General features: G+C 64.2%; 24 protein-coding genes. 18 read left to right on the top strand and 6 right to left on the bottom strand.

All coding sequences use genetic code 11. The features are described from left to right. Positions 1-111 precede the first annotated feature (111 nt). From rpmJ to C811_RS09255, 8 genes are all read left to right on the top strand, one after another. Positions 112-225: a 50S ribosomal protein L36 gene (rpmJ, locus tag C811_RS09290; protein WP_016309305.1), complete on the top strand. Its 114-nt coding sequence runs from the start codon at positions 112-114 to the stop codon at positions 223-225. Between the two features lie 22 nt (positions 226-247). Further along, complete coding sequence (gene rpsM, locus C811_RS09285; protein ID WP_016309304.1) at positions 248-616, top strand: 30S ribosomal protein S13; 369 nt, start codon at positions 248-250, stop codon at positions 614-616. Between the two features lie 15 nt (positions 617-631). Further along, on the top strand, positions 632-1,027 hold the full coding sequence (gene rpsK / locus C811_RS09280; protein ID WP_016309303.1) for a 30S ribosomal protein S11: 396 nt from the start codon (positions 632-634) through the stop codon (positions 1,025-1,027). An 18-nt stretch (positions 1,028-1,045) separates the two neighbouring features. Continuing rightward, positions 1,046-1,642, top strand: a complete 597-nt coding sequence (rpsD, locus tag C811_RS09275) for a 30S ribosomal protein S4 (protein WP_016309302.1) — start codon at positions 1,046-1,048, stop codon at positions 1,640-1,642. A gap of 28 nt (positions 1,643-1,670) precedes the next feature. Continuing rightward, positions 1,671-2,621: a DNA-directed RNA polymerase subunit alpha gene (locus C811_RS09270; RefSeq protein WP_016309301.1), complete on the top strand. Its 951-nt coding sequence runs from the start codon at positions 1,671-1,673 to the stop codon at positions 2,619-2,621. Positions 2,622-2,633: 12 nt separating this feature from the next. Beyond that, positions 2,634-3,284 carry a 50S ribosomal protein L17 gene (rplQ, locus tag C811_RS17220; RefSeq protein ID WP_016309300.1) on the top strand — a complete coding sequence of 217 codons (651 nt, stop codon included), beginning with the start codon at positions 2,634-2,636 and terminating at the stop codon, positions 3,282-3,284. A 272-nt stretch (positions 3,285-3,556) separates the two neighbouring features. Further along, a complete protein-coding gene (locus C811_RS09260; protein ID WP_016309299.1) occupies positions 3,557-3,790 on the top strand; it encodes a hypothetical protein in 234 nt (77 codons plus the stop codon). Between the two features lie 225 nt (positions 3,791-4,015). Next, positions 4,016-4,789, top strand: coding sequence for an energy-coupling factor transporter transmembrane component T family protein (locus tag C811_RS09255; protein ID WP_016309298.1), 774 nt, complete (start codon positions 4,016-4,018; stop codon positions 4,787-4,789). Here the strand turns inward: C811_RS09255 and C811_RS09250 are convergent. Next, complete coding sequence (locus C811_RS09250) at positions 4,724-5,689, bottom strand: DMT family transporter (protein ID WP_016309297.1); 966 nt, start codon at positions 5,687-5,689, stop codon at positions 4,724-4,726. The two genes, C811_RS09255 and C811_RS09250, sit on opposite strands and share 66 nt — an antisense overlap. A gap of 275 nt (positions 5,690-5,964) precedes the next feature. Between C811_RS09250 and C811_RS09245 the strand changes: the two genes are divergently transcribed. Then, positions 5,965-7,884 carry an oleate hydratase gene (locus C811_RS09245; protein WP_016309296.1) on the top strand — a complete coding sequence of 640 codons (1,920 nt, stop codon included), beginning with the start codon at positions 5,965-5,967 and terminating at the stop codon, positions 7,882-7,884. Between the two features lie 203 nt (positions 7,885-8,087). Then, positions 8,088-9,380 carry a phosphopyruvate hydratase gene (gene eno, locus C811_RS09240; RefSeq protein ID WP_016309295.1) on the top strand — a complete coding sequence of 431 codons (1,293 nt, stop codon included), beginning with the start codon at positions 8,088-8,090 and terminating at the stop codon, positions 9,378-9,380. A 261-nt stretch (positions 9,381-9,641) separates the two neighbouring features. Here the strand turns inward: eno and C811_RS09235 are convergent, their stop codons facing one another. Beyond that, positions 9,642-10,763 (bottom strand): putative NPN-dependent ornithine cyclodeaminase, encoded by a 1,122-nt coding sequence (locus C811_RS09235; RefSeq protein WP_016309294.1) that lies wholly within the window; start codon positions 10,761-10,763, stop codon positions 9,642-9,644. Between the two features lie 244 nt (positions 10,764-11,007). Between C811_RS09235 and C811_RS09230 the strand changes: the two genes are divergently transcribed. The 4 genes from C811_RS09230 to C811_RS09215 all read left to right on the top strand — a co-directional run bounded on the left by C811_RS09230 (position 11,008) and on the right by C811_RS09215 (position 15,052). Next, positions 11,008-12,264, top strand: coding sequence for a molybdopterin molybdotransferase MoeA (locus C811_RS09230; RefSeq protein ID WP_016309293.1), 1,257 nt, complete (start codon positions 11,008-11,010; stop codon positions 12,262-12,264). A gap of 72 nt (positions 12,265-12,336) precedes the next feature. After that, positions 12,337-12,870, top strand: a complete 534-nt coding sequence (locus tag C811_RS09225) for a MogA/MoaB family molybdenum cofactor biosynthesis protein (RefSeq protein WP_016309292.1) — start codon at positions 12,337-12,339, stop codon at positions 12,868-12,870. Between the two features lie 142 nt (positions 12,871-13,012). After that, positions 13,013-14,440: an alanine racemase gene (gene alr / locus C811_RS09220; protein WP_016309291.1), complete on the top strand. Its 1,428-nt coding sequence runs from the start codon at positions 13,013-13,015 to the stop codon at positions 14,438-14,440. 15 nt (positions 14,441-14,455) lie between these two features. Next, positions 14,456-15,052, top strand: a complete 597-nt coding sequence (locus C811_RS09215; protein ID WP_035009408.1) for a uracil-DNA glycosylase — start codon at positions 14,456-14,458, stop codon at positions 15,050-15,052. Here the strand turns inward: C811_RS09215 and C811_RS09210 are convergent. Continuing rightward, the gene (locus tag C811_RS09210; RefSeq protein ID WP_016309289.1) at positions 15,030-15,953 is read right to left on the bottom strand and encodes a magnesium transporter CorA family protein; all 924 of its coding nucleotides are present in this window, start codon (positions 15,951-15,953) and stop codon (positions 15,030-15,032) included. The genes C811_RS09215 and C811_RS09210 overlap by 23 nt on opposite strands. 229 nt (positions 15,954-16,182) lie before the next feature. On the opposite strand from C811_RS09210, the gene C811_RS15765 reads away from it, so the two are divergent. Continuing rightward, positions 16,183-17,616, top strand: coding sequence for a bifunctional folylpolyglutamate synthase/dihydrofolate synthase (locus C811_RS15765; protein ID WP_016309288.1), 1,434 nt, complete (start codon positions 16,183-16,185; stop codon positions 17,614-17,616). Positions 17,617-17,692: 76 nt separating this feature from the next. On the opposite strand, the gene C811_RS09200 is transcribed toward C811_RS15765, so the two are convergent. After that, positions 17,693-17,911: an acyl carrier protein gene (locus tag C811_RS09200; protein WP_016309287.1), complete on the bottom strand. Its 219-nt coding sequence runs from the start codon at positions 17,909-17,911 to the stop codon at positions 17,693-17,695. Between the two features lie 3 nt (positions 17,912-17,914). After that, on the bottom strand, positions 17,915-18,499 hold the full coding sequence (gene hpf, locus C811_RS09195; RefSeq protein WP_016309286.1) for a ribosome hibernation-promoting factor, HPF/YfiA family: 585 nt from the start codon (positions 18,497-18,499) through the stop codon (positions 17,915-17,917). Positions 18,500-18,924: 425 nt separating this feature from the next. Here hpf and nhaA point away from each other — a divergent pair, with 425 nt between their 5' ends. The 3 genes from nhaA (at position 18,925) to C811_RS09180 (ending at position 23,866) form a co-directional block, all read left to right on the top strand. Then, positions 18,925-20,523, top strand: coding sequence for a Na+/H+ antiporter NhaA (gene nhaA / locus C811_RS09190; protein ID WP_016309285.1), 1,599 nt, complete (start codon positions 18,925-18,927; stop codon positions 20,521-20,523). Between the two features lie 181 nt (positions 20,524-20,704). Next, positions 20,705-21,052 carry a metal-sensing transcriptional repressor gene (locus C811_RS09185; RefSeq protein WP_016309284.1) on the top strand — a complete coding sequence of 116 codons (348 nt, stop codon included), beginning with the start codon at positions 20,705-20,707 and terminating at the stop codon, positions 21,050-21,052. Between the two features lie 9 nt (positions 21,053-21,061). Further along, positions 21,062-23,866 (top strand): heavy metal translocating P-type ATPase, encoded by a 2,805-nt coding sequence (locus C811_RS09180; protein WP_016309283.1) that lies wholly within the window; start codon positions 21,062-21,064, stop codon positions 23,864-23,866. A 135-nt stretch (positions 23,867-24,001) separates the two neighbouring features. On the opposite strand, the gene C811_RS09175 is transcribed toward C811_RS09180, so the two are convergent. After that, on the bottom strand, positions 24,002-24,778 hold the full coding sequence (locus tag C811_RS09175; protein WP_016309282.1) for a fibronectin type III domain-containing protein: 777 nt from the start codon (positions 24,776-24,778) through the stop codon (positions 24,002-24,004). Positions 24,779-25,086: the final 308 nt, after the last annotated feature.

The following is a 25,086-nucleotide window of genomic DNA, read 5'->3' as shown; positions in this document are numbered from 1 at the left end:
CACGCTCCCGCGAAGACCCGGATCCTTCGCGTGGGGGTTACAGCTGAGAAAACAATCGCCAGCGGCTGGGCGTGCACGTATAGAACGATCCGCATACCGAAAGGAAACGACATGAAGGTACGTCCCTCGGTCAAGAAGATGTGCGACAAGTGCAAGATCATCCGACGCCATGGCAAGATCCTCGTCATCTGCGAGAATCCCCGCCATAAGCAGCGTCAGGGCTAGGAAGAAAGGAACCAGGAACAACATGGCACGTCTCGTTGGTGTCGATCTTCCCCGCAATAAGCGCATTGAGATCGCCTTGACCTACATTTACGGCATTGGCCAGACCACGGCCAAGAAGATCATCGCCGATACCGGCGTTGATCCCGACGTTCGCGTGAAGGACCTCTCTGAAGAGGATCTCGCGAAGCTGCGCGACTACATCCAGCAGAATCTCAAGGTGGAGGGCGACCTGCACCGCGAGGTTTCGCAGAACGTGAAGCGCCTCATGGAGATCGGTTGCTATCGCGGCCTGCGTCATCGTCGCGGCCTGCCCGTTCGCGGTCAGCGCACGCACACGAACGCTCGTACCCGCAAGGGTCCGCGCAAGCAAATCGGCGGCAAGAAGAAGTAGTGAGGTAAGCAAACCGTGGCTAAGAAGCAAGTACGTACGCGCATCAAGCGCTCCGAGCGTAAGAACATTGCCGTGGGCGCCGCTCACATCAAGTCTACGTTCAACAACACCATCGTCTCCATCACCGATCCTCAGGGCAACGTGATCTCCTGGCAGTCCGCGGGCACCGTGGGCTTCAAGGGCTCCCGTAAGTCCACGCCGTTCGCCGCGCAGATGGCCGCCGAGGCCGCCGCGAAGACGGCCATGGAGCACGGCCTGAAGAAGGTCGCCGTCTATGTGAAGGGCCCGGGTTCCGGTCGCGAGACCGCCATCCGCTCCCTCCAGGCTGCCGGTCTCGAAGTGGCCTCCATCCAGGACTGCACCCCCATTCCGCACAACGGCTGCCGCCCCAAGAAGCGTCGCCGCGTGTAACTGAAAGGATCGTACATTATGGCAATCAACAGAACTCCGGTTCTCAAGCGCTGCCGTCAGCTGGGCATCGATCCTGTGGTGCTCGGTTACTCCAGCAAGAAGGAATCCATCCGCCAGCCCAAGCGTCGCCGCAAGGAGAGCGAGTACGCTATGCAGCTGCGCGAGAAGCAGAAGGCCAAGTTCATCTACGGCGTGCTCGAGAAGCAGTTCCGTGGGTACTTCAAGCGCGCCAAGTCCATGCAGGGTCAGACCGGTGAGAACCTGATGACCATCCTGGAAACGCGCCTGGACAACGTGGTCTTCCGCCTGGGCTTCGCCCGCACCCGCAAGGAGGCCCGCCAGATGGTGTCCCATGGGCACATCTGCGTGAACGGCCGCCGCGTGGACATCCCGTCTTTCCGCGTGCGCCCCGGTGAGCTCGTGAGTGTGGCCCCCAAGGCCAAGGAGCTCCTCGTCGTGAAGAGCGCGCTTGTCTCCAACGAGCGCGTGCAGGTGCCCGCCTGGCTCGAGATTGACATCGAGAAGCTGCAGGGCAGCGTGCTGTCCCTCCCGACGCGTGACCAGATCGATCTGGACATCAACGAGCAGCTCATCGTCGAACTGTACTCGAAATAATCGCGGCTTTTAAGGAGGCTACTCACACATGACAGAGTTCATGAGGCCTACAGTAACTACGGAGGAAGTCAACGACACCGTTGCCCGTTACATCGTCGAGCCGCTCGAGCGCGGCTACGGCAACACCCTGGGCAACTCCATGCGTCGTGTGCTGCTCTCCTCGCTGGACGGGGCGAAGGCCACCGCTATCCAGATCGAGGGCGTGCAGCATGAGTTCACCACGGCCGAGGGCGTTATCGAGGACATCACCGACATCGTGCTGAACGTGAAGGGCCTGGTGTTCTCCCAGGTGTCCGACGAGGCCGACGAGGCGACCGCGCATGTGTTCGCCGAGGGCCCCTGCACGGTGACCGGTGCCGATCTCGAGGTTCCGGGCCAGTTCAACCTGGTGAACCCCGATCATGTCATCGCGACGGTGGCCGACGGCGGTCAGCTGGACATGACCATCCGCATTGGCGTGGGCCGCGGTTACGTGTCCGCCGAGCGCAACAAGCGCACGGAGGATCCCATCGGCATCATCCACGTGGACTCGCTGTTCTCGCCGGTTCGTCGCTGCACGATGAACGTGACCGACACCCGCGTGGGCCAGCGCACCGACTACGACAAGCTGGTTTTGGAAGTTGAGACCGACGGCTCCATCGACCCTACCGAGGCGGTGTGCCGTGCGGCCAACATCATCAACCAGTACATGGGCGCGTTTTTGGCCCTGGCCGCCACGGGCGAGGAGGAAGAGGGCGAGGCCCCGTCCATCTTCGCGCCGGAGGGTCAGGAGTCCAATGCCGAGCTGGACAAGCAGATCGAGGACTTGGATCTGTCCGTCCGCTCCTACAACTGCCTGAAGCGTGCGGGCATCCACTCCGTGCGCCAGCTCGTCGAGTTCTCCGAGAACGACCTGCTGAACATTCGAAACTTTGGTGCGAAGTCCATTGAGGAAGTGAAGGACAAGCTCATTTCCATGGACCTCAATTTGAAGCTTTAGGAGACACGAGATATGAGACACAACAAGAAGGGGCGGAAGCTCGGCACCGACTGGAGCCATACCAAGGCCATGAAGCGCAGCCTGGTTTCTGCTCTGTTCCTGAACGACCGCATCAAGACGGTGGAGGCTCGCGCCAAGGAGATCCGCCCCGACGTTGACAAGGTTATCACCTGGGCCAAGCGCGGCGACCTGCATTCCCGCCGTCTGGCCATCGCCTACCTGAACGACAAGGAACTGGTTCGCGAGATCTTCGAGAAGGTCGCCCAGGGCATGTTCCAGGATCGTCCCGGCGGTTACACCCGCATCATGAAGCTCGGGCCCCGCAAGGGCGACAACGCCCCCATGGTCATCATGGAGCTTGTGACCGAGCCCTGCGTGCCCAAGGCCGAGCGTCAGGCTGCCGCCGCCAAGAAGGCTGCTCCGAAGAAGGCTGCCCCCAAGAAGGTCGCCAAGAAGGAGGAGAAGTCCGAGGAGCTCGCCGAGGACTTGGGCTTCGAGAACGACGGCACCATCGAGCAGGTCGAGGCCGTGGACGCCGCTGAGAAGTCCGAGGCTGTCGAGGAGGCTCGCGAGGAGGCCGAGAAGGCTGAGGCCGAGGCCGCCAAGGAGGCCGAGACCGTCGACGCCGAGAAGATCGAGGAGGAGCAGGCCGACGTCAAGTAGGCTGCTTGTCAGATCGTTCGGATGCGTCCGGCGCCGGACAGCCGCATGAGCCGAGCGTCGGAGACATCGTTCTATAGGGAAGACGACCGCTTATGGGCGGTCGTCTTCTTTTATTTCAGCCGAGCAACACCCGTACAACCTCTCAATTACTATCGGCGCAGTCACCTTTTTGCCCGCCGCCAAGTTCGTAGAATACGGTTTGCAAGGGCACGAGATCTTGCTCTTACACCATCTGTTCACGAAGATCTTCTCAGATTGAAAGGAGCCGGATCGTGGCTGACAAGGATACCCTCATGAAGGAGTTCGTCGATTCCGAGGCTGCAAAGACCCAGGATGCCGTAGCCGATCTCGAACGCATCGAGGAGGAGGTGGTCGCCGAGGCCACCTCGTCGGCGGAGTTCGAGGATGCCCTCGGCAACGAGCAGGCTGCGGCCGAGGCTGCCGAGACGGCCCTCGAGTTCGACCAGGCCAAGATCGGTACGGCGGGCATCGGCGAGGCCCTGTAAGAGCTGCGCTGTCGCGTGGACAGTCTGATGCGACAGGCGATTCGCTAACTCACCGCCTGGTCGCTTGCAGCCGGTAAGCCTTCGGGCCCTTCCTTAACAGGAGCCCCGCGGGATAGGTTCACCGACGTATGGGGAGCGTCTCTTGATCGGGAGGCGCTCCCTTTTTACGCACTTGCACAAAACTGCCTGACATAGGTGCTGCTGGCCGATCTGCCTGAGGGCAGGATGCCGGGCGCGCAGGAGCCCTGCCATACTGGGGCCATGACGGGGCTGGGTGCACAGAGCAGACGCATTCCGCCGGCGGTGCGCCGGTTGGACGGGCGCGTGAAAATCGCGCTTCTTGTGGCGTACAGTGCGATGTTGTTTCTCATAGGAAGCCCTATCGGATTGGGCGTCGCCGTCGCTTTTCTGTCGATTGTGATGGCTGTGGGACGGGTGAGGTTCGCCTCGGTGCTACGCGCCGGTGCGCCGGCCTGGGTGATCGCGGCATTTCTGCTGTTTTACAACGCTGCGGCCTCGGGCTGGGCAGCGGGCGTAGTCGTGGCGGCACGCGTTATGCTGCTCGTGTACGCGAGCGGCGCTCTCATGGAACTCTCCACGACAACCGAGCTCTCTGAGGCGCTGCGGCGCTTGCTGGCGCCGCTTGGCCGTGTGGGGCTGCCTGTGCGCGATGCGACCTGCGCGCTCTCCATTGCCCTGCGCTTCATTCCCGTGACCGCTGAAGAGCTGGCGAGTATTCGGGCCGCCCAGGCCTCCCGCGGGGCATCGCTGGGGTCAGGCGGCGTGACGGCGCGTGTGCGGGCGAATGCGGGCCTTATGGCCCCGCTGTTCGTGGGTCTGTTCCGGCGGGCCGACCTCCTGGCCGCGGCCATGGACGCGCGGTGCTACGGGGCAAGCAGCCAGCCCACCAGCTTAGACGGACGGCGTTTCTCCCTAGGCGACGGCGTAGTCCTCGTCGTCGGCTGCGGGCTCTGCCTGGGCGCAGCCCTTCTGTTCTGACGTCTTGCGTGCCGGCGCCAGCTCGCTGATGAGGATGGCGGCGAAGATGAGCGCGAAGCCGAGCACCATGCGCCCGGTTACGAGCTCGCCGCAGATCAAGACGCTTGCAACGACGCCGAATACCGACTCCAGTGACAGGATGAGCGACCCCTGGGCCTCGGGAACATGGGCGAGGCCCACGTTCTGCAGTACGTAGCATATCCCCGATGCGAACACTACCAGATAGGCCAAGTTGAGCAAGAAGTCAAGGTCGGCCACTGCCTCCCATGCCGGTGCGGGCTCGATGGCGGCGCCGAGAACGAGGCCCATGGCGCCCCCGAAGAGGAACTGGTAGGCGGTAAGCCCCAGCACGTCGAAGCGGCGGGAAAAGCGCGCGATGGCGATGATCTGGGCTGCGAAGAACACCGCGCACAACAGCGTCATGAGATCGCCGAAGCCGATGGTGAAGCTTCCGGCAGTCATGGATACGAGCCCGATGCCCGCCACGCAGAGCACGGCTGCGCCCACGTTCGCCATCGTGGGGCGCTTCCGCGTAAGGCCCCACAGCATGAAGGGCACGATGGCGCAGTAGGTAGCCGTGAGGAAGGCGTTCTTGCCCGGGGTTGTCTCGGCGAGGCCCACCGTCTGCACCCAGAAGGCCAGGAAGGTGACCGCGCCCAGCACGAGCCCCGCGCCGAGGAAGCCGGCATTCAGGCTGCCGCGCAGGTGACGGTGAAACACCGCGGCCATGAGCAGCCCTGTGAGCAGGAAGCGCACGCCGATGAGCTGCGCTGGCGGCAGCACGTCAACGGCGTCCTTCATCACCACGAAGGCAAACCCCCAGATAACGGTGGCCGCCAGCAGCATGAGTTTGTACACGAAGCTCGGCAGGCTCCGTTTGGTCTGTCGCGTGGTATCCATGGCTCGCCATTATACGAGGGTCAGCTGCGGGGTGCCAGGGACCAACGCGGTCGATCGGTTGCAGCTTGGGGCGGGGCGGCGGAATGAGGGGGCAAGCGGGTCGGCGTGACGGAGTTGCGGGTGAGGAGATGTTGGACGAAGCTGCCTTTGGCCGCGGCCCGTTCCCGTTACCGCTTCTCAACACGGGGGCAACGAGCGGGGGCCGCCGAGGGCGCGGGTTGCCCGGGCACGGCACTATGGGGTAACCGGCAAAACCGCGTTAGAGAGGACGTGCCATGTACTATTCCAGCGGCAACTACGAGGCCTTCGCCCATCCCCTGAAGCCCGAGGGGGTGGATGGCAAGTCGGCCTACATCGTGGGCAGCGGTTTGGCGGGGCTGGCGGCCGCGTGCTTCCTCGTGCGCGACGGGCAGATGGCCGGCGAGCGCATCCACATCTTGGAGCGAGGGCCTCGCGCTGGCGGCGGCTGCGACGGCTGGGACTACCCGAGCCTCGGCTACACCATGCGCGGCGGCCGCGAGATGGACAACCACTTCGAGGTGATGTGGGACCTGTTCCGCGACATTCCCTCCATCGAGGATCCGAACGTAAGCGTGCTCGACTACTACTATTGGCTGAACAAGCGCGATCCCAACTACTCCCTGTGCCGCGCCACGGTGAACCGCGGCCAGGACGCCCATACCGACAACCGCTTCGATTTGTCGGACAAAGCCTGCATGGAGATTATGAACCTGTTCTTCACCCCCGAGGAGGACCTCCAGGACAAGGTCATCACCGAGTACTTCTCCGACGAGGTGCTGAACTCGAACTTCTGGCTGTACTGGCGTACCATGTTCGCCTTCGAGAACTGGCACTCGGCCCTGGAGATGAAACGCTATATCACCCGCTTCGTGCACCATGTGGGCGGCCTGCCCGACTTCTCGGCGCTGCGCTTCACCCGCTACAACCAGTACGAGTCCATGATCCTGCCCATGGTGAACTACCTGAAGGATCACGGAGTGGATTTCCGCTTCGATACCCACGTGACCGACGTGCGCTTCTCCTGCGATGAGGCTCGCGACGACGCCCGCAAGGTGGCCACCGAGATTCGCTTCCTGGTGGAGGACGAGCCTGAGGCCATCGGCGCCGTAGAGGGGCTGCCGGGGGATGAGGCCCCCGATCCGGCGGGCATCCGCGAGCAGGTCATCCCCCTGACCGAGAACGACCTCGTGTTCATCACGCCGGGCAGCCTGGTGGCCCATTCCTCTTTCGGCAGCCAGAACACGCCGGCCCGCTATGCCCCCGAGCTCACGCCGGGGGATGGCTGGGATCTGTGGAAGAAGATAGCGGCCCAGTCGCCGGCCTTCGGGCGGCCTGAGAAGTTCTGCGGCGATCCGGCCAAGAGCAACTGGGAAAGCGCCACGGTGACCACGCTGGACGAGAAGATCTTGCCCTACATCGAGGCCATCTGCAAGCGCGATCCGCTCTCCGGCGGCGTGGTGACCGGCGGTATCGTGTCGGTGAGGGATTCCAACTGGCTGCTGTCCTGGACCATCAACCGCCAGCCCCAGTTTCGCGATCAGAAACCCGGAACCGTGTGCGTGTGGCTCTACGGCCTGTTCACCGCCGTGGACGGCAACTACGTGAAGAAGCCCATGCGCGACTGCACCGGGCGTGAGATCTGCCAGGAATGGCTGTACCACCTGGGCGTGCCCGAGGAGCAGATCGAGGAGCTGGCCGAGAAGAGCGCCAACACGGTGCCCTGCATGATGCCCTACATCACGGCCTTCTTCATGCCCCGCGCCAACGGCGACCGTCCGCTCGTAGTACCGGAGGGCGCCGTGAACTTCGCCTTCGTCGGCCAGTTCGCTGAAACGCCCCGCGACACCATCTTCACCACCGAGTACTCCATGCGCACCGGCATGGAGGCGGTGTACACGCTGCTGGACATCGACCGCGGCGTGCCCGAGGTGTGGGGGAGTGCCTACGATCTGCGCTGCCTGCTGAACGCCACGGTGCTGCTGCGCGACGGCAAACCGGCCACGGACATGAACATGAACGTGTTGGAGAAGCTGCTGCTCTCGCGCGGCCTGAAGGAGATCGAGCACACCGATATCTACGGGCTGCTGAAAGAATACGGCGTCATTCCCTCCACCGACGAGAACCGCGATGCGCCCGCGCCCGATCCCGGGGCGGTGTGGCCCGGCATCCACTAGCGCGCGCTGCTGCGGCCTGCAACCGCGAATCGCACCTTGCCGGCAACGGCTTGCACGCCGCCGGTGCAGCTCTCGGGGCCCTTTTGCGGCCTGCGCCCTCGTTTCGCGCCCTGCACGGAACTCGCTTCGTGTGGGGCGCGTTTGCATGGTATGATGGGAAATGCTGAACAACAGCGTCGACATTACCTGCAAGGAGGCACTACATGAGCGTCATCATCGATGTGTACGGGCGCGAGGTCCTGGATTCCCGCGGAAACCCCACCGTCGAAGTGGAAGTCGTGCTGGAGGACGGTTCCTTCGGCCGCGCGGCGGTGCCCTCGGGTGCCTCCACGGGCGCCTTCGAGGCCGTGGAGCTGCGCGATTGCGACAAGAAGCGCTACCTGGGCAAGGGCACGCTGGACGCCGTGGCCCACGTGAACGAGGAGATTGCCAATGCGCTCATCGGCTTGGAGGCCGAGGATCAGCGCATGATCGATGCCGCCATGATCGAGGCCGACGGCACTGAGAACAAGGGCGCGTTCGGCGCCAACGCCATCCTGGGTGCGTCGCTGGCCGTGGCCCATGCCGCCGCCGAGGCATCCGGACTGCCGCTGTACAAGTACGTGGGCGGCGCGAACGCGCATCTTCTGCCCACGCCTATGATGAACATTCTGAACGGCGGCGTGCATGCCGACAACAACGTGGACTTCCAGGAGTTCATGATTATGCCCGTGGGCGCCCCCACCTTCGCCGAGGCCCTGCGCTGGTGCGCCGAGATCTACCACACCCTGAAGAAGGTGCTCCACGATGCCGGGCTCGGCGGCGGCGTGGGCGACGAGGGCGGTTTCGCCCCCAACCTGAAGACCAACGAGGAGCCCCTGGCCTACATCGTGCAGGCCTGCGAGGCCGCCGGCTATAAGCCCGGCACCGACATCCTGTTCGCCATGGATCCGGCTTCCACCGAGTTCTATAACGCCGAGACCGGCAAATACGTGCTGGCCGGCGAGGGCCGCGAGCTCACGAGCGACGAGATGGTGGACTACTGGGAGGCTCTGGTGAACAAGTACCCCATCGTCTCCATCGAGGACGGCATGGCCGAGGAAGATTGGGATGGCTGGAAGAAGCTCACCGAGCGCATCGGCGACCGCGTGCAGCTGGTGGGCGACGATCTGTTCGTCACCAATTCGAAGCGCCTTGCCAAGGGCATCGAACTGGGGTGCGCCAACGCCATTCTCATCAAGGTGAACCAGATCGGCTCGCTCACCGAGACTTTGGAGGCCATCGAATTGGCGAAGACCCATGGTTACGCCTGCGTCATGAGCCACCGCTCCGGCGAGACCGAGGACGTGACCATCGCCGATCTGTCGGTGGCCACCAACTGCGGCCAGATCAAGACCGGCGCCCCGTGCCGCAGCGATCGCGTGGCGAAGTACAACCAGCTCATCCGCATCGAGGAGCAGCTGGAGGGCCAGGCCGCCTACGCGGGCTTGGGCGCCTTCTACAACATCAAGCGCTAGTCCGAGCGAACATACGCGCCGGCGCAGATCCGACGCAAGGGAAGGGCCGTCGAGGAGACTCGGCGGCCCGTTCTGTTTAGCCGACGATCTACATGCGTGTGCTTTGGCCGCTCGCGGCATTGTGCCGGCCCCAATGGCCTGGCGGCTCCAGTTCCGGCTCCGACGACACCGTCCAGTTTCGGCCCCGACGCCGGAGTCGACTTTCGCCGCACCCGTCCAGCGCGCCGTCGCCCGACGTTCGACGGCGCGGCACCCTGCCTGCTACCCCAACAGCCCCAAACCCTTGGCGATGTTCGCGATGAAATCCTGCACGTTGGTGACGATGCCGCGGCTCGCGAGGCTGCCACGGTCCACCAGCTTGTTCACGGCGAACTCGGCGATGTCCACGCAGTAGAAGTACACCGGACGGATGGTGCCGTCGTCCATGACGCGGTAGCTCGGGGTCATGTTGCCCGTGGCGATGGTATGGAGCATGGTGGCCATGCAGATGACCGTGGTGGCGCCGCGGATGCGATCGCGCATGGCATCCTGGGCCTCGTAAGCGTTCCCGTACACGCCGGGCAAGGGCCCGTCGTCGCGAATGGAGCCGGCGAGCACGTAGGGCACGTTGTTGCGCACAAGCGCGTCCATGATGCCGTCGTGCACGCCCTCTTCCTGAATGAACCGCTCGATGCTTCCCCAATAGCGCACGCGGTTGATAGTATCCAAGTGGTGGTAGTGCCCGTTGGGACGGTTCTCCTGGGTGTCGATGTCCTGACCGAGGGAGGTGTGGAAGTAGGCGCCTTCCAAATCGTGGGTGGCCAGGGCGTTGCCGGCGAACACCGCATCGGCATAGCCCGCGTCGATGATCTTCGCAAAGGCATTGCGCGAGAAGCCGTTGAAGGTGAAGGCCGGGCCCATGACCCACACGATGGAGCCGTGCTCGCGGTCGTGGCGCAGAAGCTCGTACAGCTCGTCGTAGTCGCGGGAGAAGGCGGTCTCGCGGGAGCGCCCGAGGCGGAAGGCGAAGTTGTCGTGGCCGCCGGCGTGGGGCGCGCCGGGCTCGGGCACGTCCAGGCTGCGAAAGCCCTCGGTGTACACGAGGATGCCCTCTTCGCCGTTCTCGGTGCGCCCACAGGCGATAAGGTCGCCGGCGCGGATATGGCGGAACTCGCGCACGTGCACTTCGCCGTTTTCCACCACCGCCACGCAGTCCATGCGGGAATCGCGGGCGAGCACCCACTGGCCGTCCAGCTTCAGGTATTCCGGGTAGATGGACATAGCGTGGTACCCCTCGGGCGCGACGAAGTCCTTCGGCGCCGGCGCGAGCGTGATATCGGGGGCATCCGCCAAGTGCGGCGCGGAGAAGTCGGGCGGGGTGTAGGGAGTGGGTGCGAACGTCATAGGCGCCTTCTCTCGGAGCGGGTTGTCGGTATTCGCATTGTAGCGCGGCCGGCGCGTTTCCGGGGAGCGGTGCGCCGTTCTCCACAGCAGCCGATTGCATGGCGGGGCAAGGGGAAACGCGGTTTCTCCCGTGCTGGTTTATCCTCGGACGGTTATAATGTGACGGAACAGATTGACATGGCGAAGCGCCGCATGGGCACATGTGGCCGACAGGAGCATTTGACCAGGAGAAAGGGGAACGGCCGTGAGGGAGATGATCTCGCTGGAGGAGGCCCGCGCGCTCGTGTGCGGGGCGGTGGAGCCCACCGAGGTGGAGCGTGTGGGGTTGCTGGACGCCGTGGGGCGCGTAGCCGCGGCCGACTTGGCAAGCGACATAAACGTCGCGCCCTTCGCCCATTCGGCCATGGATGGGTTCGCCCTGCGGGCCGCCGAGATCGCATCGGCCGCCGAGGAGACTCCCGTGTGCCTGCGCGTTATCGGCGAGATCGGCGCGGGTGACGTATTCGAGGGCTCCATCGGGGAGGGCGAGTGCGTGCGCATCATGACCGGCGCCTGCCTGCCCGCCGATGCCGATGCCGTGGTGAAGTACGAGATCGTGGGAGTGGAGGAAGGCGACGGCAAGACCGGGTCGCTCGTGTCCTTTACCGCCCCTGCCAAGGTGGGCGCCAACGTGCGCGCCGCCGGGGAAGAGGCCCGCGCCGGCGAGGTGGTCGTGCGCGCCGGCGAGGTCATCAGCGCCGCCGGGGTGGGCTTTCTCGCGGGCTGCGGCGTGCTGGAGGTGCCGGTGCGTCGGCGGCCCCGGGTGGCCGTCATCGCCACGGGCAGCGAGCTTGTGCCGCCGTCGGAGGTGCCCGGGCCGGGAAAGATCCGCAACTCCAACAGCTTCGCCATGGCCGCCTGCGCCCAGCGCGCCGGTGCGGTGCCCCACATCCTTCCCATTGTGGAGGACACCTTCGAGGCCCTGCGCGATGCCGTGGCAGCCGCGGCGCGCGACTACGACTTCGTGGTGACCACGGGAGGCGCGGCCAACGGCGATTTCGACTTCATCAAGCCGGTCGTGGCCGAGCTGGGCGAGCTTAAGATGACCACGGTAAACATGCGACCTGGCAAGGCCCAGACCTTCGGCATAGTGAACGGCACCCCGGTGTTCGGGCTGCCCGGCAACCCGGCGGCGGCCTACGTGGGCTTCGAGATGCTCATCCGCCCGGCGCTGCGCACCATGCAGGGCTACACGTTCATGAACCATCCCACGGTGCGGGCGCGTCTGACTGCCGACGAGAAGAACCGCGACCCGCGGCGCATCTTCCTGCGCGGTACCCTCACCCGCGCCACCGACGGCACGTTCGAAGTGACGCCCTCGCGGAATCAGAGCTCGGGCTTGTTCGGGCCCATCCAGAAGACCAACTGCATGGCCATCATGCCCGAGGGCACCGAGCCCCAGCCGGCCGGCAGCATGGTAGACTGCATCTTGCTGGACGTCCCCGAGGAAGTCTGCCTTTAGGTTGTTCGTCACGGCTCTCTTGGGGGTCTTTGCGGCTCCGTTGAAGAGGGAATGCCGACGGAAAGGAATTCCATGACTATCAAATTCGCCATTATCACCTGCTCCGACACTCGCACGTTGGAGACCGACGAGGCAGGTCAGAAGCTGGAAGAGCTCATCGCCGAGCAGGGGTGGGAATGTATCCGCCGCGTGGTGGAAATGGACGAGCGCCCCTTCATTGCCGGCGCGCTTCTGGATGCATGCGACAACACCGATGCCGATGTGGTGCTCACCTGCGGCGGCAGCGGTCTTTCCCTGCGCGATGTGACGCCGGAGGCCACGCGCGATGTGGCCGATCGCGAGGTGCCCGGCATCGCCGAGGCCATGCGCGTGCACAGCCTGGCTATCACGCCCTTCGCCATGCTCTCCCGTGCCATCTGCGCCCAGCGTGGGCGCACGCTCATCATCAACCTGCCCGGCTCCACTAAGGCGGCCACCGAGAACTGGGAGGGCATCGTCGCCGCGCTGCCCCATGCTGTGAAGATGATGGCCGGGGGCGGTCACGATACGCAGAAGGGCCTCTCGGAGAAGCTCTCCGCTGCGGCAGCGAGAGGCGAGCTCGGGTAAGATCCGAGGCCGGGGCAAAGCCCGGCCTTCGTTTCGCCGCTCTGCCGGGAAGATGGCGCACGTCCGCCGCCGCAAGGGGCAATAAGCGCTATACTGGTGCCTGTTACTATAGGTATCAAGTGCGATTTCGAGGTGGCGTTTCATGGCAGAACTCCCCAATGGCTTCACGGGCTTCTCGCATCGCGACCCGAATTTCGTCTCGGCGGGCGATGCGATGCGCCGCTCGCGCTACGACGATACTCCCTTCGCGACGCGCAAGCAGGAGCAGTCTTTGGCCGGGGGCTGGGGCTTCGCCGCGCCGTCACTGGGCTCCTCCGGCTTTGCAGCTTCCGCCCCGCGCGTGGGGGCCGCTTCCGACATCCTGCGTTATACGGAAGAGGGCGGGGTGCCTGGTGCGCCGCCGCGGTTCGACCCTGAGAAGCTTGCGCACATTCCTGAGGCCGATCGGCGCTGGTCGTGGGTGGAAATCGACCTGAATGCCATTCGCCACAACGCCTCCACGGTGAAGCACCGCCTGAGCCCCGGGACGCGGCTTATGGCCGTCGTGAAGGCCGACGCCTACGGGCACGGTGCAGTGCAGGTGGCCAAGACGGCGCTGAACTCGGGAGCCGAGTATCTGGGCGTGGCCACGGTGGACGAGGCCATTGCGCTGCGCGAGGCCTATCTGAACGCACCGGTTCTCGTGCTCGGCGAGCCGCCGGCTGCGGCCATTCCGCTGCTTCTGGCCTATAAGATCATGCCGAGCGTGTACACGGCCGAGTTCGCCATCCGCTATGCCGAAGCGGCCGATGCCATGGGGCTGCGCGCTCCGTTCCATCTGAAGGTGAACACCGGCATGAACCGCATCGGCGTGCGCTGGGACGAAGTGGTGGAGTTCGCCCGGCAGATCTCCTTCCATCGGGCGCTCGATCTGGAGGGCACCTTCACCCACTTCGCCACGGCCGATTGCCCCGGCACCATCGACTTCGAGCGCCAGGTGAAGCGCTTTGCCGAAGCCGTGAACGGGCTGCGCGCGGCGGGCATCAACCCCGGCATCGTACATGCGGCGAACTCGGCGGCAGCCATCCGCTACCCGGAGGTGCAGCTGGATATGGTGCGGCTCGGCATCTCGCTGTACGGCTTCTACCCGTGCCCTGAGGCCTACCCGCTTATCGACCTCAAGCCCGCCATGACCGTGAAGGCGCGCATCACCGAGGTGAAGACGGTGCCGGTGGGGGAGGGCGTCAGCTACGGGCTCCACTACCGCAGCCCCGGCGCGGTGAAGGTGTGCACCCTGCCCATCGGCTACGCCGACGGTCTGCGTCGCGGCCTTTCGGGGCGCACCGACGTGCTTTTGGCGGGGCGCCGCTTCCATCAGGTGGGCAACATCTGCATGGACCAGTGCATGTTCGAGGTGAACCTGCGCCAGCGCAACAACTTCGAGCCCCAGATCGGCGACGAGGTGGTCGTCGTGGGTGAGCAGGGCGAGGCGTCTGTCACTATCGACCAGATGGCCGAGACCTTGGGCACCATCCAGCATGAAGTGGCCATCGGATTCGGATGCTCGCGCATGCCTCGAATTTATCTTTAGGAGAAGAGCATGAACATGCCAAAGCCCCACATTCCCCTCGACGAGCTGCGTGCCGAGGTGGCGGCCTGTCGGCGCTGCCCTCTGTGCGACGGCCGCACCCAGACGGTGTTCGGCGTGGGCGACCCCAACGCGCGGGTGCTCATCGTCGGCGAGGCGCCGGGCAAGAACGAGGACGCCCAGGGCGAGCCCTTCGTGGGCGCTGCGGGGAAGTACCTCAACGAGCTTTTAGCCATCGCGGGCCTCACGCGCGAGGAGGTGTTCGTCGCCAATGTGCTGAAGTGCCGGCCGCCCTCCAACCGTGATCCGCGTCCCGAGGAGATTCAGGCCTGCACGCCGTTTCTGCGCGAGCAGACGCGCACCATCAATCCGGAGTTCATCGTCACACTGGGCAACTTTTCCACGAAGTTCATTCTGAAGACCGACGTGGGCATCACCCGCCTGCACGGCACGCTGCAGCGCGCCGGCCGCTTCAAGGTGTTCCCTATTTTCCATCCGGCCGCCGCCCTCTACGATGGCAAGAAGCGCGAGGCTCTGGAAAACGACTTCGCCACCTTGGGGGAGCTTCTGTCCGTTCCCGACGAGCGGACGGCTACAGCCAGTTCTTCTTCTTGAAGAACAGCACCATTGCCACGATCATGATGAGGGCAAGCGTGATGATGGTGGCCGCCATATAGGGCCAGTCGAGTCCCGGCAGCACGGTGAGATTCATGCCGAACCAGCCGGTGACCAGCGTGAGCGGCGCGAACATGACCGTCACGATGGTGAGAATTTGCATAGTGGAGTTCTGTTTCAGGTCGATCTGCGTCTGGTGCAGCTCGCGTAGCTGCAGGCTGTACTCGCGCAACGTCTCGGCGCGATTGGCCAGGTGGCTCGCGTGGGTGGCGACGTGCTCGAAGGCGCGGGCCTCCTCTCGGCTCATCACCTTGTTCTCGTTGTCGGCGATGAGATCGGCCATGACCGCGATCTGCTGGTAGTAGGAACCCATGCGCATGGCGGCCCGCCGATAGCCCATGATGGTCTGAGAGGTGACCTCCTCGCTGTGGTCGAGCATAGCCTCCTCCAGCGCCTCCATGGAGTCCTCCATAACCGAGAACCAGGTGAAGTCGTCGGCGATGAGCGACTTCATGAGGGCGTACAGGCAGTGGGAGGTGGTGGCTTTGGTGAGGATGCCGCTCGTGGCTACCTTCTTCAGCAGGTCGGCCGTTACATTGCCGTCGTCGATGAAGATGAGGCAGCTGGCGTCCAGGTAGAACGACAGGCAGTCGGGGTCTCCCGTGGGGTCGGATTTGTCGGGCACGGCGAACGAGCCGATGAGGAAGGAGGGGTACAGCTCCACGAAGTTCATCTCGGCCGGCTCGAGTGCCGCTAGGCCGCTGCGGCCCTCCTGGGAGATGTCGGGCAGCTGGCTGAACTCGTGGGAGGTGATGACCTTCACCAGCGGCGGTCTGGGCGTATCGCTGACGCTGGGCGCATCGAGGGGGTGCGGACGGTCCAGTTCGTAGACAGTTGCCATTGTTTCCCCTCTCTGCGCCGGCGTTTTCTGCATCTTAGTATAGAATGGGCCGCGCCGAGAGCATTTCGATGAGATCATCTGTCACCTATTTGTGTCCCGCGCCGTTGCGGCTTGCTGCGGATGCGGCTGCCGCTTCGGGAGCGAGAGTGGCTCCCTTGCGGGTGGAGCAGCTTTTCGCCGCGTATTTATGGGCCGCCGATGCGCCGCCCGCAGCCGAAGGAGGGTTTTCATGTCCTTTGATCCCGTTGCCTGGATAAACACGCCGCGCTGGCAGACTTCGCGTCTCGGGCTCGATCGCATGGTCGATCTGCTCGACCGCATGGGGCGCCCTCAGGACGATTTGCGCTTCGTGCACGTAGCGGGCACCAACGGGAAAGGGTCCACCTGCGCCTATCTGGCAAGCATGCTGCAGGCGGCAGGTTTGCGTGTAGGCTTGTTCACAAGCCCCTACATCCTACGTTTCGAGGAGCGCATCCGCGTGAACGGGTGCGATATCGCGCAAGGGGAGCTGGCGCGTGCGGTGGAGGCGGTACGCCCTCACGCCGAGGCCATGGAGGCGGTTTGCGGCGACCATCCCACCGAGTTCGAGTTGATGGCCGCGGTGGCCTTGGAGCATTTCCGTGCCTGCAAGTGCGATATCGTGGTGCTGGAAGTGGGCCTGGGCGGTCGGCTGGATGCCACGAACGTTATCGACGCGCCGGAGGCGAGCGTGATCTGCCGTATCGGGCTCGACCACACTGATCTTCTGGGGAGCACTCTGGCGGCTATTGCCGCGGAAAAGGCCGGCATCGTGAAGCCGGGGGCACCGGTGGTCAGCTGGCCCCAGGAGCCCGAGGCTATGGCGGTGGTGGAGGCGGCCGCCGCCAAGCAAGGCTGCGCGCTTACCGTACCCGATTTCTCGCAGCTTGCGGTGGATCCGTTGGCCTGGAGGGATATGGGGGAAGGCGGTGAGCGCGACGGCAACGGTGTGTCGGCAACCGCTTCATGCGAAGGGGGAGACGGCGCGTTAGGCGATGCTTCGGGCGAAGGGGGCGGGGGCGCCTCGCCCGTGCCGCTTTGTCGGCGATTTGCCTATCGGGGCCGCGCTTTCGAGACACGCCTGCTCGGCAGCTACCAGCCCTCCAACGCGGCGCTCGCCCTGGAGGCGGTGCGCGTGCTGCGCGAACGCGGGTGGGATATTCCCGCCGAGGCCGAGACGGCTGGCATCGAAGCGGCCCGCTGGGCCGGTCGCTTCGAGGTGGTGGACGTCGCGCCGCTTACCATCATCGACGGCGGCCATAACGCCCAAGGCGCGCAGGCCCTGGCCGCATCGCTTTCCGATCTGCTGGGCGAAGAAGGGCGAGGTTCCGTGGCCTTCGCCATGGGAGTGCTCGCCGACAAGGAGTACGAGGCCATGGTGCGCGCCGTTGCCCCCTGGGCCGCCAGCTTCCACGTGTACGTGCCGGCCAACCCCCGCGCCCTTCCTGCCGAGGAGCTGGCCACTTGCATCCGCGAGGTGCTCGCGGAAAAGGGCCGCGTGGAAGCGGTACCCGTGTGCGTGCACGCCACCCCGGCCGAGGCCCTCGCCGCCGCCCGCGCCGACGCCGCCTTCGATGGCGTCGCCGTGGCCTTCGGCACCTTGTACGCCATTGCCGACCTTGCAAAGGCGTTGAGCGACAAGTAGGGTCGCCTCAAAAACAAAAGCCCCCGCAGCCCGAAGGGGCGGCGGGGGCTGGGGTTGCGGAAGTTATCCGCGCGACTTACAGGGAGTCGATGTAGGCGACCAGATCGCCCACGGTCACGAGACCCTCGGGCTCGCCGAAGTCGACCTCGCAGGCCTCCTCCAGGTCGCAGATGAGCTCGACCATGTCCAGGGAGTCGATGCCGAGGGACTCGAAAGTCGCCTCAGGGGTGACGGTGGCGGGGTCGATGTCGAGATTGCTCTCGAGAACGCCGGCGATGGTGTCGATAGTGGCCATGAACTAATCCTCCTTTTGCGTGAGCAGACCGTAGCCGCCGTCCTCGCGGCGGTACAGGATGTGCACCAGGTTGGTGTCGCGATCAGTGTACGCGAAAAAGTCGTGGCCCAGCAGATCGATCTGGATGAGCGCCTCTTCTTCGGTCATAGGCGTGAACTCGGTCTCCTTGCGGCGCACGATCTCGTCGTCGGCCAGCTCGTCCATGAGGCGATCGAGATCCAGCTCGCTCTCGGGATGGGCATCCTCGTGGGCGAAATCGACGATGCGCTCGGTGGCGCGGACCTTCTTGTCCAGTACGCGGGTCTTGTACTTGCGCAGCTGGCGGGCGACCTTGGCGGCGGCCACGTCGATGGCGGCGTACATGTCCTCTTCGCTTTCCTCCACACGCACGATATGGCCCTTGATGCGAACGGTGACCTCGCAGATGGCCGGCAGCGGGTTCGCCGGATTCTTCTCGGTGTACAGGACAACTTCCGTGGAAACGGTGTCGGCATCCACGGCCTTAATGGCATTGCCGACCTTTTCCTCGGCATATTGACGAAGGGCGTCGGTGACGGGCATTTTGCGTCCGGACACGGTGATCGTCATGGTTCCACCTCTTTAATTCGTGGCCTACAGATTCGATTGGAAGGCCTTCGGTGCGTCGGTCTCGCCAGTTGCGTGACGAAAGCGCGGCGACGGGAGGGCTGCCAACCGGAGAAAACAGCATAGCGCACTTTGGGTCGGAATCGGCGGGCAATTTGAGGTTGCAGGAAAACGTTTCCCGTCCGATGGGCGCCTCCGAGCGCTGCCGCAGCTCAGCGGCCGCAGCTCGATCAGACGGCAGCGTCTGACCTTGCGGCCGGCAGACTTTCATGCGGCCGTTGTCTCGTTAGTTTTGCATGGAGATTGCCGTGACGGTCCCTCAACGGGTCGTTCTTTTGGTCGTCGGCGCGGGGAAAAGCGATACAATAAACGGATATATGCGCGGCCGACCCACGGGCAGCCCAAAACGAGAACCTGAGGATGTGAGTATGGAACCCACTGCGAAGAACCCCGATCCCCACCACATTTTCATCGACGAGGTCCAGGGCCATCAGCGTCGCTGGCTCAAGGTGATCCAGTTTACGAACTCGTCTACCAAGGCCGCGGCCATCATGCTCGCCGCCGCTATCGTAGCGCTCATCATCGCGAATTCCCCGGCCTTCGAGCCCTTCGAGGAGTTCTGGCACACCCATGTGGTAGTGGGTGTGGGCGGCTTTATCGGCGAGATGTCTTTGGCCCACATCATCAACGATATCTTTATGGCGGTGTTCTTCCTGCTCGTAGGATTGGAAATCAAGTACGAGATGACCGTCGGCGAGCTGACGAACATCCGCCAGGCGGCCCTGCCCATCATCGCGGCCATGGGCGGCGTGCTGGCGCCCATCGTCATCTACTCCATCTTCAATGCCGCCAACCCCGAGACGTCCCACGGCTGGGGCGTGCCCACAGCCACCGACATCGCCTTTGCCCTGGGCATCATGGCACTCCTCGGCAACCGCGTGCCCAACGGCGTGCGCGTGTTCCTCTCTACCCTGGCCGTGGCCGACGACATCATCGCCATTCTCGTCATCGCCATCTTCTACGGCCAGAGCCCCTCGCTGATGTGGCTGGCCGTGGCGGCGGTGGTGCTCGTGGCCCTCGTGCTGCTGAACCGGGCCCATGTATACTCCCTGGCGCCCTATCTGCTCATCGGTTGCCTGCTGTGGTTCGCTGTGTTCATGTCCGGCGTGCACTCCACTATCGCCGGCGTGCTTCTGGCCTTCACCATTCCCACCGGATCTCGCGTCGATCTGCAGAAGTTCATGACCTGGTCGGGCGACCGGGTGCGCGAGGCCCGCGACAGCTTTGTGGAGAGCCAGCCGGTGGTGCTCCAGAAGGACTACATGTTCACCGTGAGCCGCCTGTCCAGCGTCGCCAAGCAGGTGGTGCCCCCGGCCACGCGCCTCGAGCACATGCTGTACCCGTGGGTGTATTTCGCCGTGCTGCCCCTGTTCGCGCTGACCAACGCCGATGTGAGCTTCCTCGGCGGCGATGTGCTGGCCATGGTGTCGAGCCCGGTGTTCTTCGGCGTGTTCTTCGGCCTTCTGCTCGGCAAGCCCATCGGCATCCTGCTGTTCAGTTTCCTGACCGTGAAGTTCAAGATCGCGAATCTGCCCGACCATGTGAACTGGATCCATATGCTGGGCGCCGGCATTCTGGGCGGTGTGGGCTTCACCATGGCCATCTTCGTGGCGAACCTGGCCTTCCCCGAGGCCGTGCTCATCGCCGATGCGAAGATCGGCATCCTGTCGGCGTCGCTTCTGGCCGGCGTCATCGGCTTCGTGTTCCTGTTCATGCAGGCCAAGGCCGCCGAGCGCCAGGGTATCTCGTACGTGTCGGCCTCTCTTGACGACGTGGTGCGCCAGACTGCCGGGGAAGAGGCGGCCGATGTGGCCGATGACCTGGTGCTCGCCTGCGGAGACGATGACGTGGTAGACGATGTGCGCGAGGTGCTCGAGGCCGAGGGCGGGGTGGCCGAGTTCGTCATCCACGAGACGGCCCGCGCCGAGGCCGAGGAGGCGGAGGATGTGACGGGCACGCGGCCGTAGGGCGGCCGAGTTCCGTCAGTTGACTCAATTCGCGAGGGCGCTCCTGCAGGGGCGCCCTTTTTCGTTGGCGCTCGCTTCAGATGCGGGGCGCATGCTTGCCACCCAGGGAGGCAGCCCTTGACAGAAAATACCCCTAGGGGGTATAAATCAGAAAACGGAATCTGCAATCGAAGGAGCAGGAATGGAAGAGAAGGGCGAGGGCCTCGGCGAAGCTGCCCTGGTCGAGCCGGTGCGGGAATGCGGGTGCCGCCATAAGGCCACGCCGCGGTCCGAGGCGTTGCAGGCCGACGTGCAGCGGCGCCTGAATCGCGCCATAGGGCAGCTCAACGGCGTGAAGGCCATGGTTCAGGACAACCGCTACTGCGGGGATGTGCTCACCCAGCTGGCGGCGGCCGAATCGGCCGTGCGGCGCGTGTCGGAGATGCTTCTGGCCGAGCATATGCGCACCTGCGTGGTGGAAGAGGTGCGCGCGGGCAACGACGAAGTGATCGACGAAGTGATGGCGCTCATGCGGCGCTTCGCGAAATAGGAGGCATTCATGGAAACCCAGCGTTTGGCCGTGGCCGTCATGCACTGCGAGAAGTGCGTGGCGAATGTGGCGCGGCACTACGAGGAGCTGTCGGGCGTGGCGGCGGTGACGGTAGATCTGGCCGGCCAGAGCGCCGAGGTAACCTACGATCCGGGCCAGGTGGGTGTGGACGATCTGCTGCACGCCCTCGACGACACCAACTTCAAGGTGGCCGTCATGCCCGAGGCGGGCCCGCACCCCTTCGCGGCCGACATCGCCGCCGATGAGGCCGAGAGGGCGGCGAAGAAGGCGGCCGAGGCTGCTGAGGCTCAGGGGGAAGCCGAGGTGCGGAAAACGGGGGCTGCCGCGAAAACGCACGCGGTGCCCGATGGCGAAGGGACGCCTGCCGCCGACAGTGCCGACGGGCCCGCGGAGGCCGCCATTCGCCTGGCCATCGAGGGCATGCACTGCGCGAACTGCGCTGCCTCCATCGAGAGCCACTACCGCAAGACGCCCGGCGTGATCGACGTCGCCGTGAACCTCGCGAACAACACCGGTCGCGTGGTGTTCGATCCGGCCCAGGCCAGCGTGGACGACATGCTCGCCGTCTTCGACAACCTTGCCTTCACCGCCGAGCTCATTCCCGAGGACGCGCCTTTGGTGGACGAGCGCCGCCGTGCCCGCGAGGCGGCCCGAGCTGCCCGCGACCGCAAGGTGTTCGGCATCTCCGCTGTTCTCACCGTCGTCATCGTGGCCGTTGGCATGATCCCCGGCTGGCACATGGGGGCAGGCAGCGCACTGGCGGGTCTGTTCGTGCCCGAGCCCACCCATGTGCAGGCCATGTTCGCGGCGAACATCCTGCTGCTGGCGCTGACCGTCCCCGTGCAGTTCGGCTGCGGCGCGCGCTTCTATAAGGGCGCGTGGGGCTCGCTCAAGGGCGGCTCGGCGAACATGGACGTGCTCGTGGCCTTGGGCACCTCCATCGCGTTTCTGTTCTCGCTGTGGATCACGTTCTTGCCCGTGGTCGCAAACGACTGGTCGAGCCACGAGGCCCTGGCCATCAACGAGGGCATGCCCTATTTCGAGACCTGCGCCATGCTCATCACCTTCGTGCTTTTGGGCAAGATGCTGGAGAGCCGCGCGAAGGGGGCCACGAATGCGGCCATCGAGTCGCTCATGAACCTGACCCCGCCCACGGCCTGCGTGCTGCGCGGCGGCGAGGAGCGCGAAGTGCCGCTGGCTCAGGTGGTGGCGGGCGATACGGTGCTCGTGCGGCCCGGCGAGAAGATGCCCGTGGACGGCGTGGTGACCGAGGGCTCCACCGAGGTGGACGAGTCCATGCTCACGGGTGAGACGCTGCCAGTGGTGAAGGCCGCGGGCGATGCCGTCACAGGCGGCACCCAGAACACCACGGGTTCGGTGACGGTGCGCGCCCTGCGCGTGGGTGCCGACTCCACCCTCGCCCGCATCGTGCGCGCGGTGGAAGACGCCCAGGGTACCAAGGCGCCCATCCAGCGCATCGCCGATCGCATCGCCGCGGTGTTCGTGCCGGCTATCCTGGTCATCGCGCTCGTGGTGTTCTGCGTGTGGTTCTTCATGGTGCCCGCTGATCCCGATGGTCGTCTCGTGCAGGCGCTCATGCCCGCCATCGCCGTCATCTGCGTGGCCTGCCCCTGCGCGCTCGGTCTGGCGACGCCCACGGCGCTCACCGTCGGCATGGGCAAGGGAGCCCAGCTCGGCGTGCTCATCAAGGACGGCACGGTGCTCGAGACCATGGGCGGCCTCACCGCCGCTGTGTTCGACAAGACGGGCACGCTCACGGTGGGCGAGCCGGCGGTGGTGGCCTGCAACGTGCCCGACGATGCTCTGCGGCTGGCCGCCGCGCTGGAGGCGAAGAGCGAGCACCCTCTCGCCCGCGCCGTGGTGGCCTATGCGGCCGAGCGCGGTTTGGCGGCGATGCCCGCGGTTGAAAACTTCCAAGCCGTGGTGGGCGAGGGTGTGCGCGGCATGGTGGAAGGCCGCGAGGTGTTCGTGGGCGCTGCCAGCGACGGGGCTGGTTCCCTCGTAATGGTGGACGGCGCGCCAGCGGGCCGCATCCAGTTCCGCGACGAGCCGAAGCCCGATGCCGCCGCCACGGTGGCCGCCCTGGCCCGCGACTTTTCCGTGGTCTCCTACATGGTCACCGGCGACGCCGAGCCCACGGCGCGGGCCATCGCCGAGGAAGTGGGCATCGCGTCCGACCACGTGTTCGCCGGCGTGAAGCCCCTGCAGAAGGCCGATTGCGTGCGCGCCGTGAAGGACGCCGCCACGGTGGCGGTCCTTCACGCGGCCGGCAAGGCCGCTGCTGACACGGAGCGGGAAAACGAACGGCTGGTCCAGGCCGAGCTGGCCGACCCAGCCCTTCTCGGCACCGATCCAGCGACCGGTGTGCCCGCCGAGCCTGTGCCCCTGGCATCCCCTGTGCAGACGGCTCGAGACGCCGCGGCCGAGAACCCGGCCGTAGTGGCCTTCGTGGGCGACGGCATCAACGATGCTCCGGCGCTTGCCGCTGCCGACATCGGCGTGGCCATGGCCTCGGGCACCGACGTGGCGCTGGATGCCGGAAGCGTGGTGCTCATGCGTAACCGCCTGTCCGACCTCATGGTGGCCCTGCGCCTGTCGAAGGCCACCATGCGCAAGATCAAGCAGAACCTGTTCTGGGCCCTCATCTACAACTGCATCATGATCCCTCTTGCCGCCGTGGGCATCTTGGCCCCGGCCCTGGCTGGCGCCGCCATGGCCCTGTCCAGCGTGAGCGTCGTCAGCAACTCCCTGCTGCTGAAGCGCTTCAAGTGATCGTGTGCGGGCGTTAAAAGTAGCCCTTTGAGAATTCTAGGGGTCTACGAGGTTGTATTGCGCATTGACTTGTAGTGAAGTAAATCTCAGAAAAGGAGGGGCCGCACTTGAGTTGCACGGCCCCTCAGCGCTGCTTTATTTGGTGCGAACAGATTTTTTGGATGACCAGTTGGAATAGTACAACTGCCCCCCGATCTTCTTCGCTGCACGCACCTGAACATAGTATTTCTTACCCGACTTGAGCCCCTTGATCTTTTTGCTCTTCGCCGCCTTCGAGACGTTTATCGTCTTTGCGCCTCTCATTGATTTTTTGGTTGAGTAGCGAATTTGGTATTTCGCTGCCCCCGATTTCTTCGTCCATTTCACGGTGAAGGCTTTCTTTGCAGGAATGACCTTTTTGATGGTGGTGCCAGGGACCACGTAGCTAAGTTTGAAGTGGTATGGGTGCGGTTCGTCGAAAGTGACTATAGAGTTAGGGACGACCCTAATGTAATTGGTCCCTTTCTTAAGATTGATCGTGAAGCTCTCGGGTTTTGTGGTTTTAACGCTAACGTTTTTGTAGTGAAAATAGGTGTCTCCAAAGGGTTCGAAGTAGCCATTGTAAATATCCATGCCAATACGGCTGTTCCAACTCGTTTTGAAAAATCTGTCATTCGCAAAAGTAATTTTTATTGTGCCGCTCGTCGGAAGATTGATTTCGAAGTAGTCCTCCTTGTCGGATGAATCTATTGTGCCGTAAACATTCTGATTCATAGAAATGGGTGTTGCGGCTTCGAAGGAGTTATTGTTCTCCACTTCGTCAATGGCGGCATGGGCGCGCTCGGGTATTAAGGCAAGAAGCGATACAGCCGCTATCAATGCAACGGTTATGCAGGTTGATCTTAATTTCATGATTGACGTGCTTGGCGACATGACGTCTCCCTTCTTCGATTTGCTGTGCGTGCGCACGGCGGTATGAGAAAACGAAGGGAGAGTGCTTAGCTGCGTTCGGCAAGAAGGAGAGCATCCACCCTTCGTCGCCAAACGCCAAGAATTGCTGCAACGGCTCAACGCCGAAACGATCCTTGTCAGGCAGATGCTCTTCTACCTGATCGTTAAGGCGTAGGGTCAATTGCAGCAGCAAAACTGCTGAAGCATTGCAACTATTCAACGGGCCCGAAGGTCCTATGGCGTTTGGCGAAGTCAGTATAACATGCACGTACATCGCTTGCGTCCGAAAC

This window comes from Adlercreutzia caecimuris B7 (assembly GCF_000403355.2).
In the GTDB taxonomy this organism is placed as follows: Bacteria; Actinomycetota; Coriobacteriia; order Coriobacteriales; family Eggerthellaceae; genus Adlercreutzia; species Adlercreutzia caecimuris.
The sequence above is the reverse complement of the archived record's forward strand: the minus strand, read 5'-3'. Positions and strand labels throughout refer to the sequence as shown.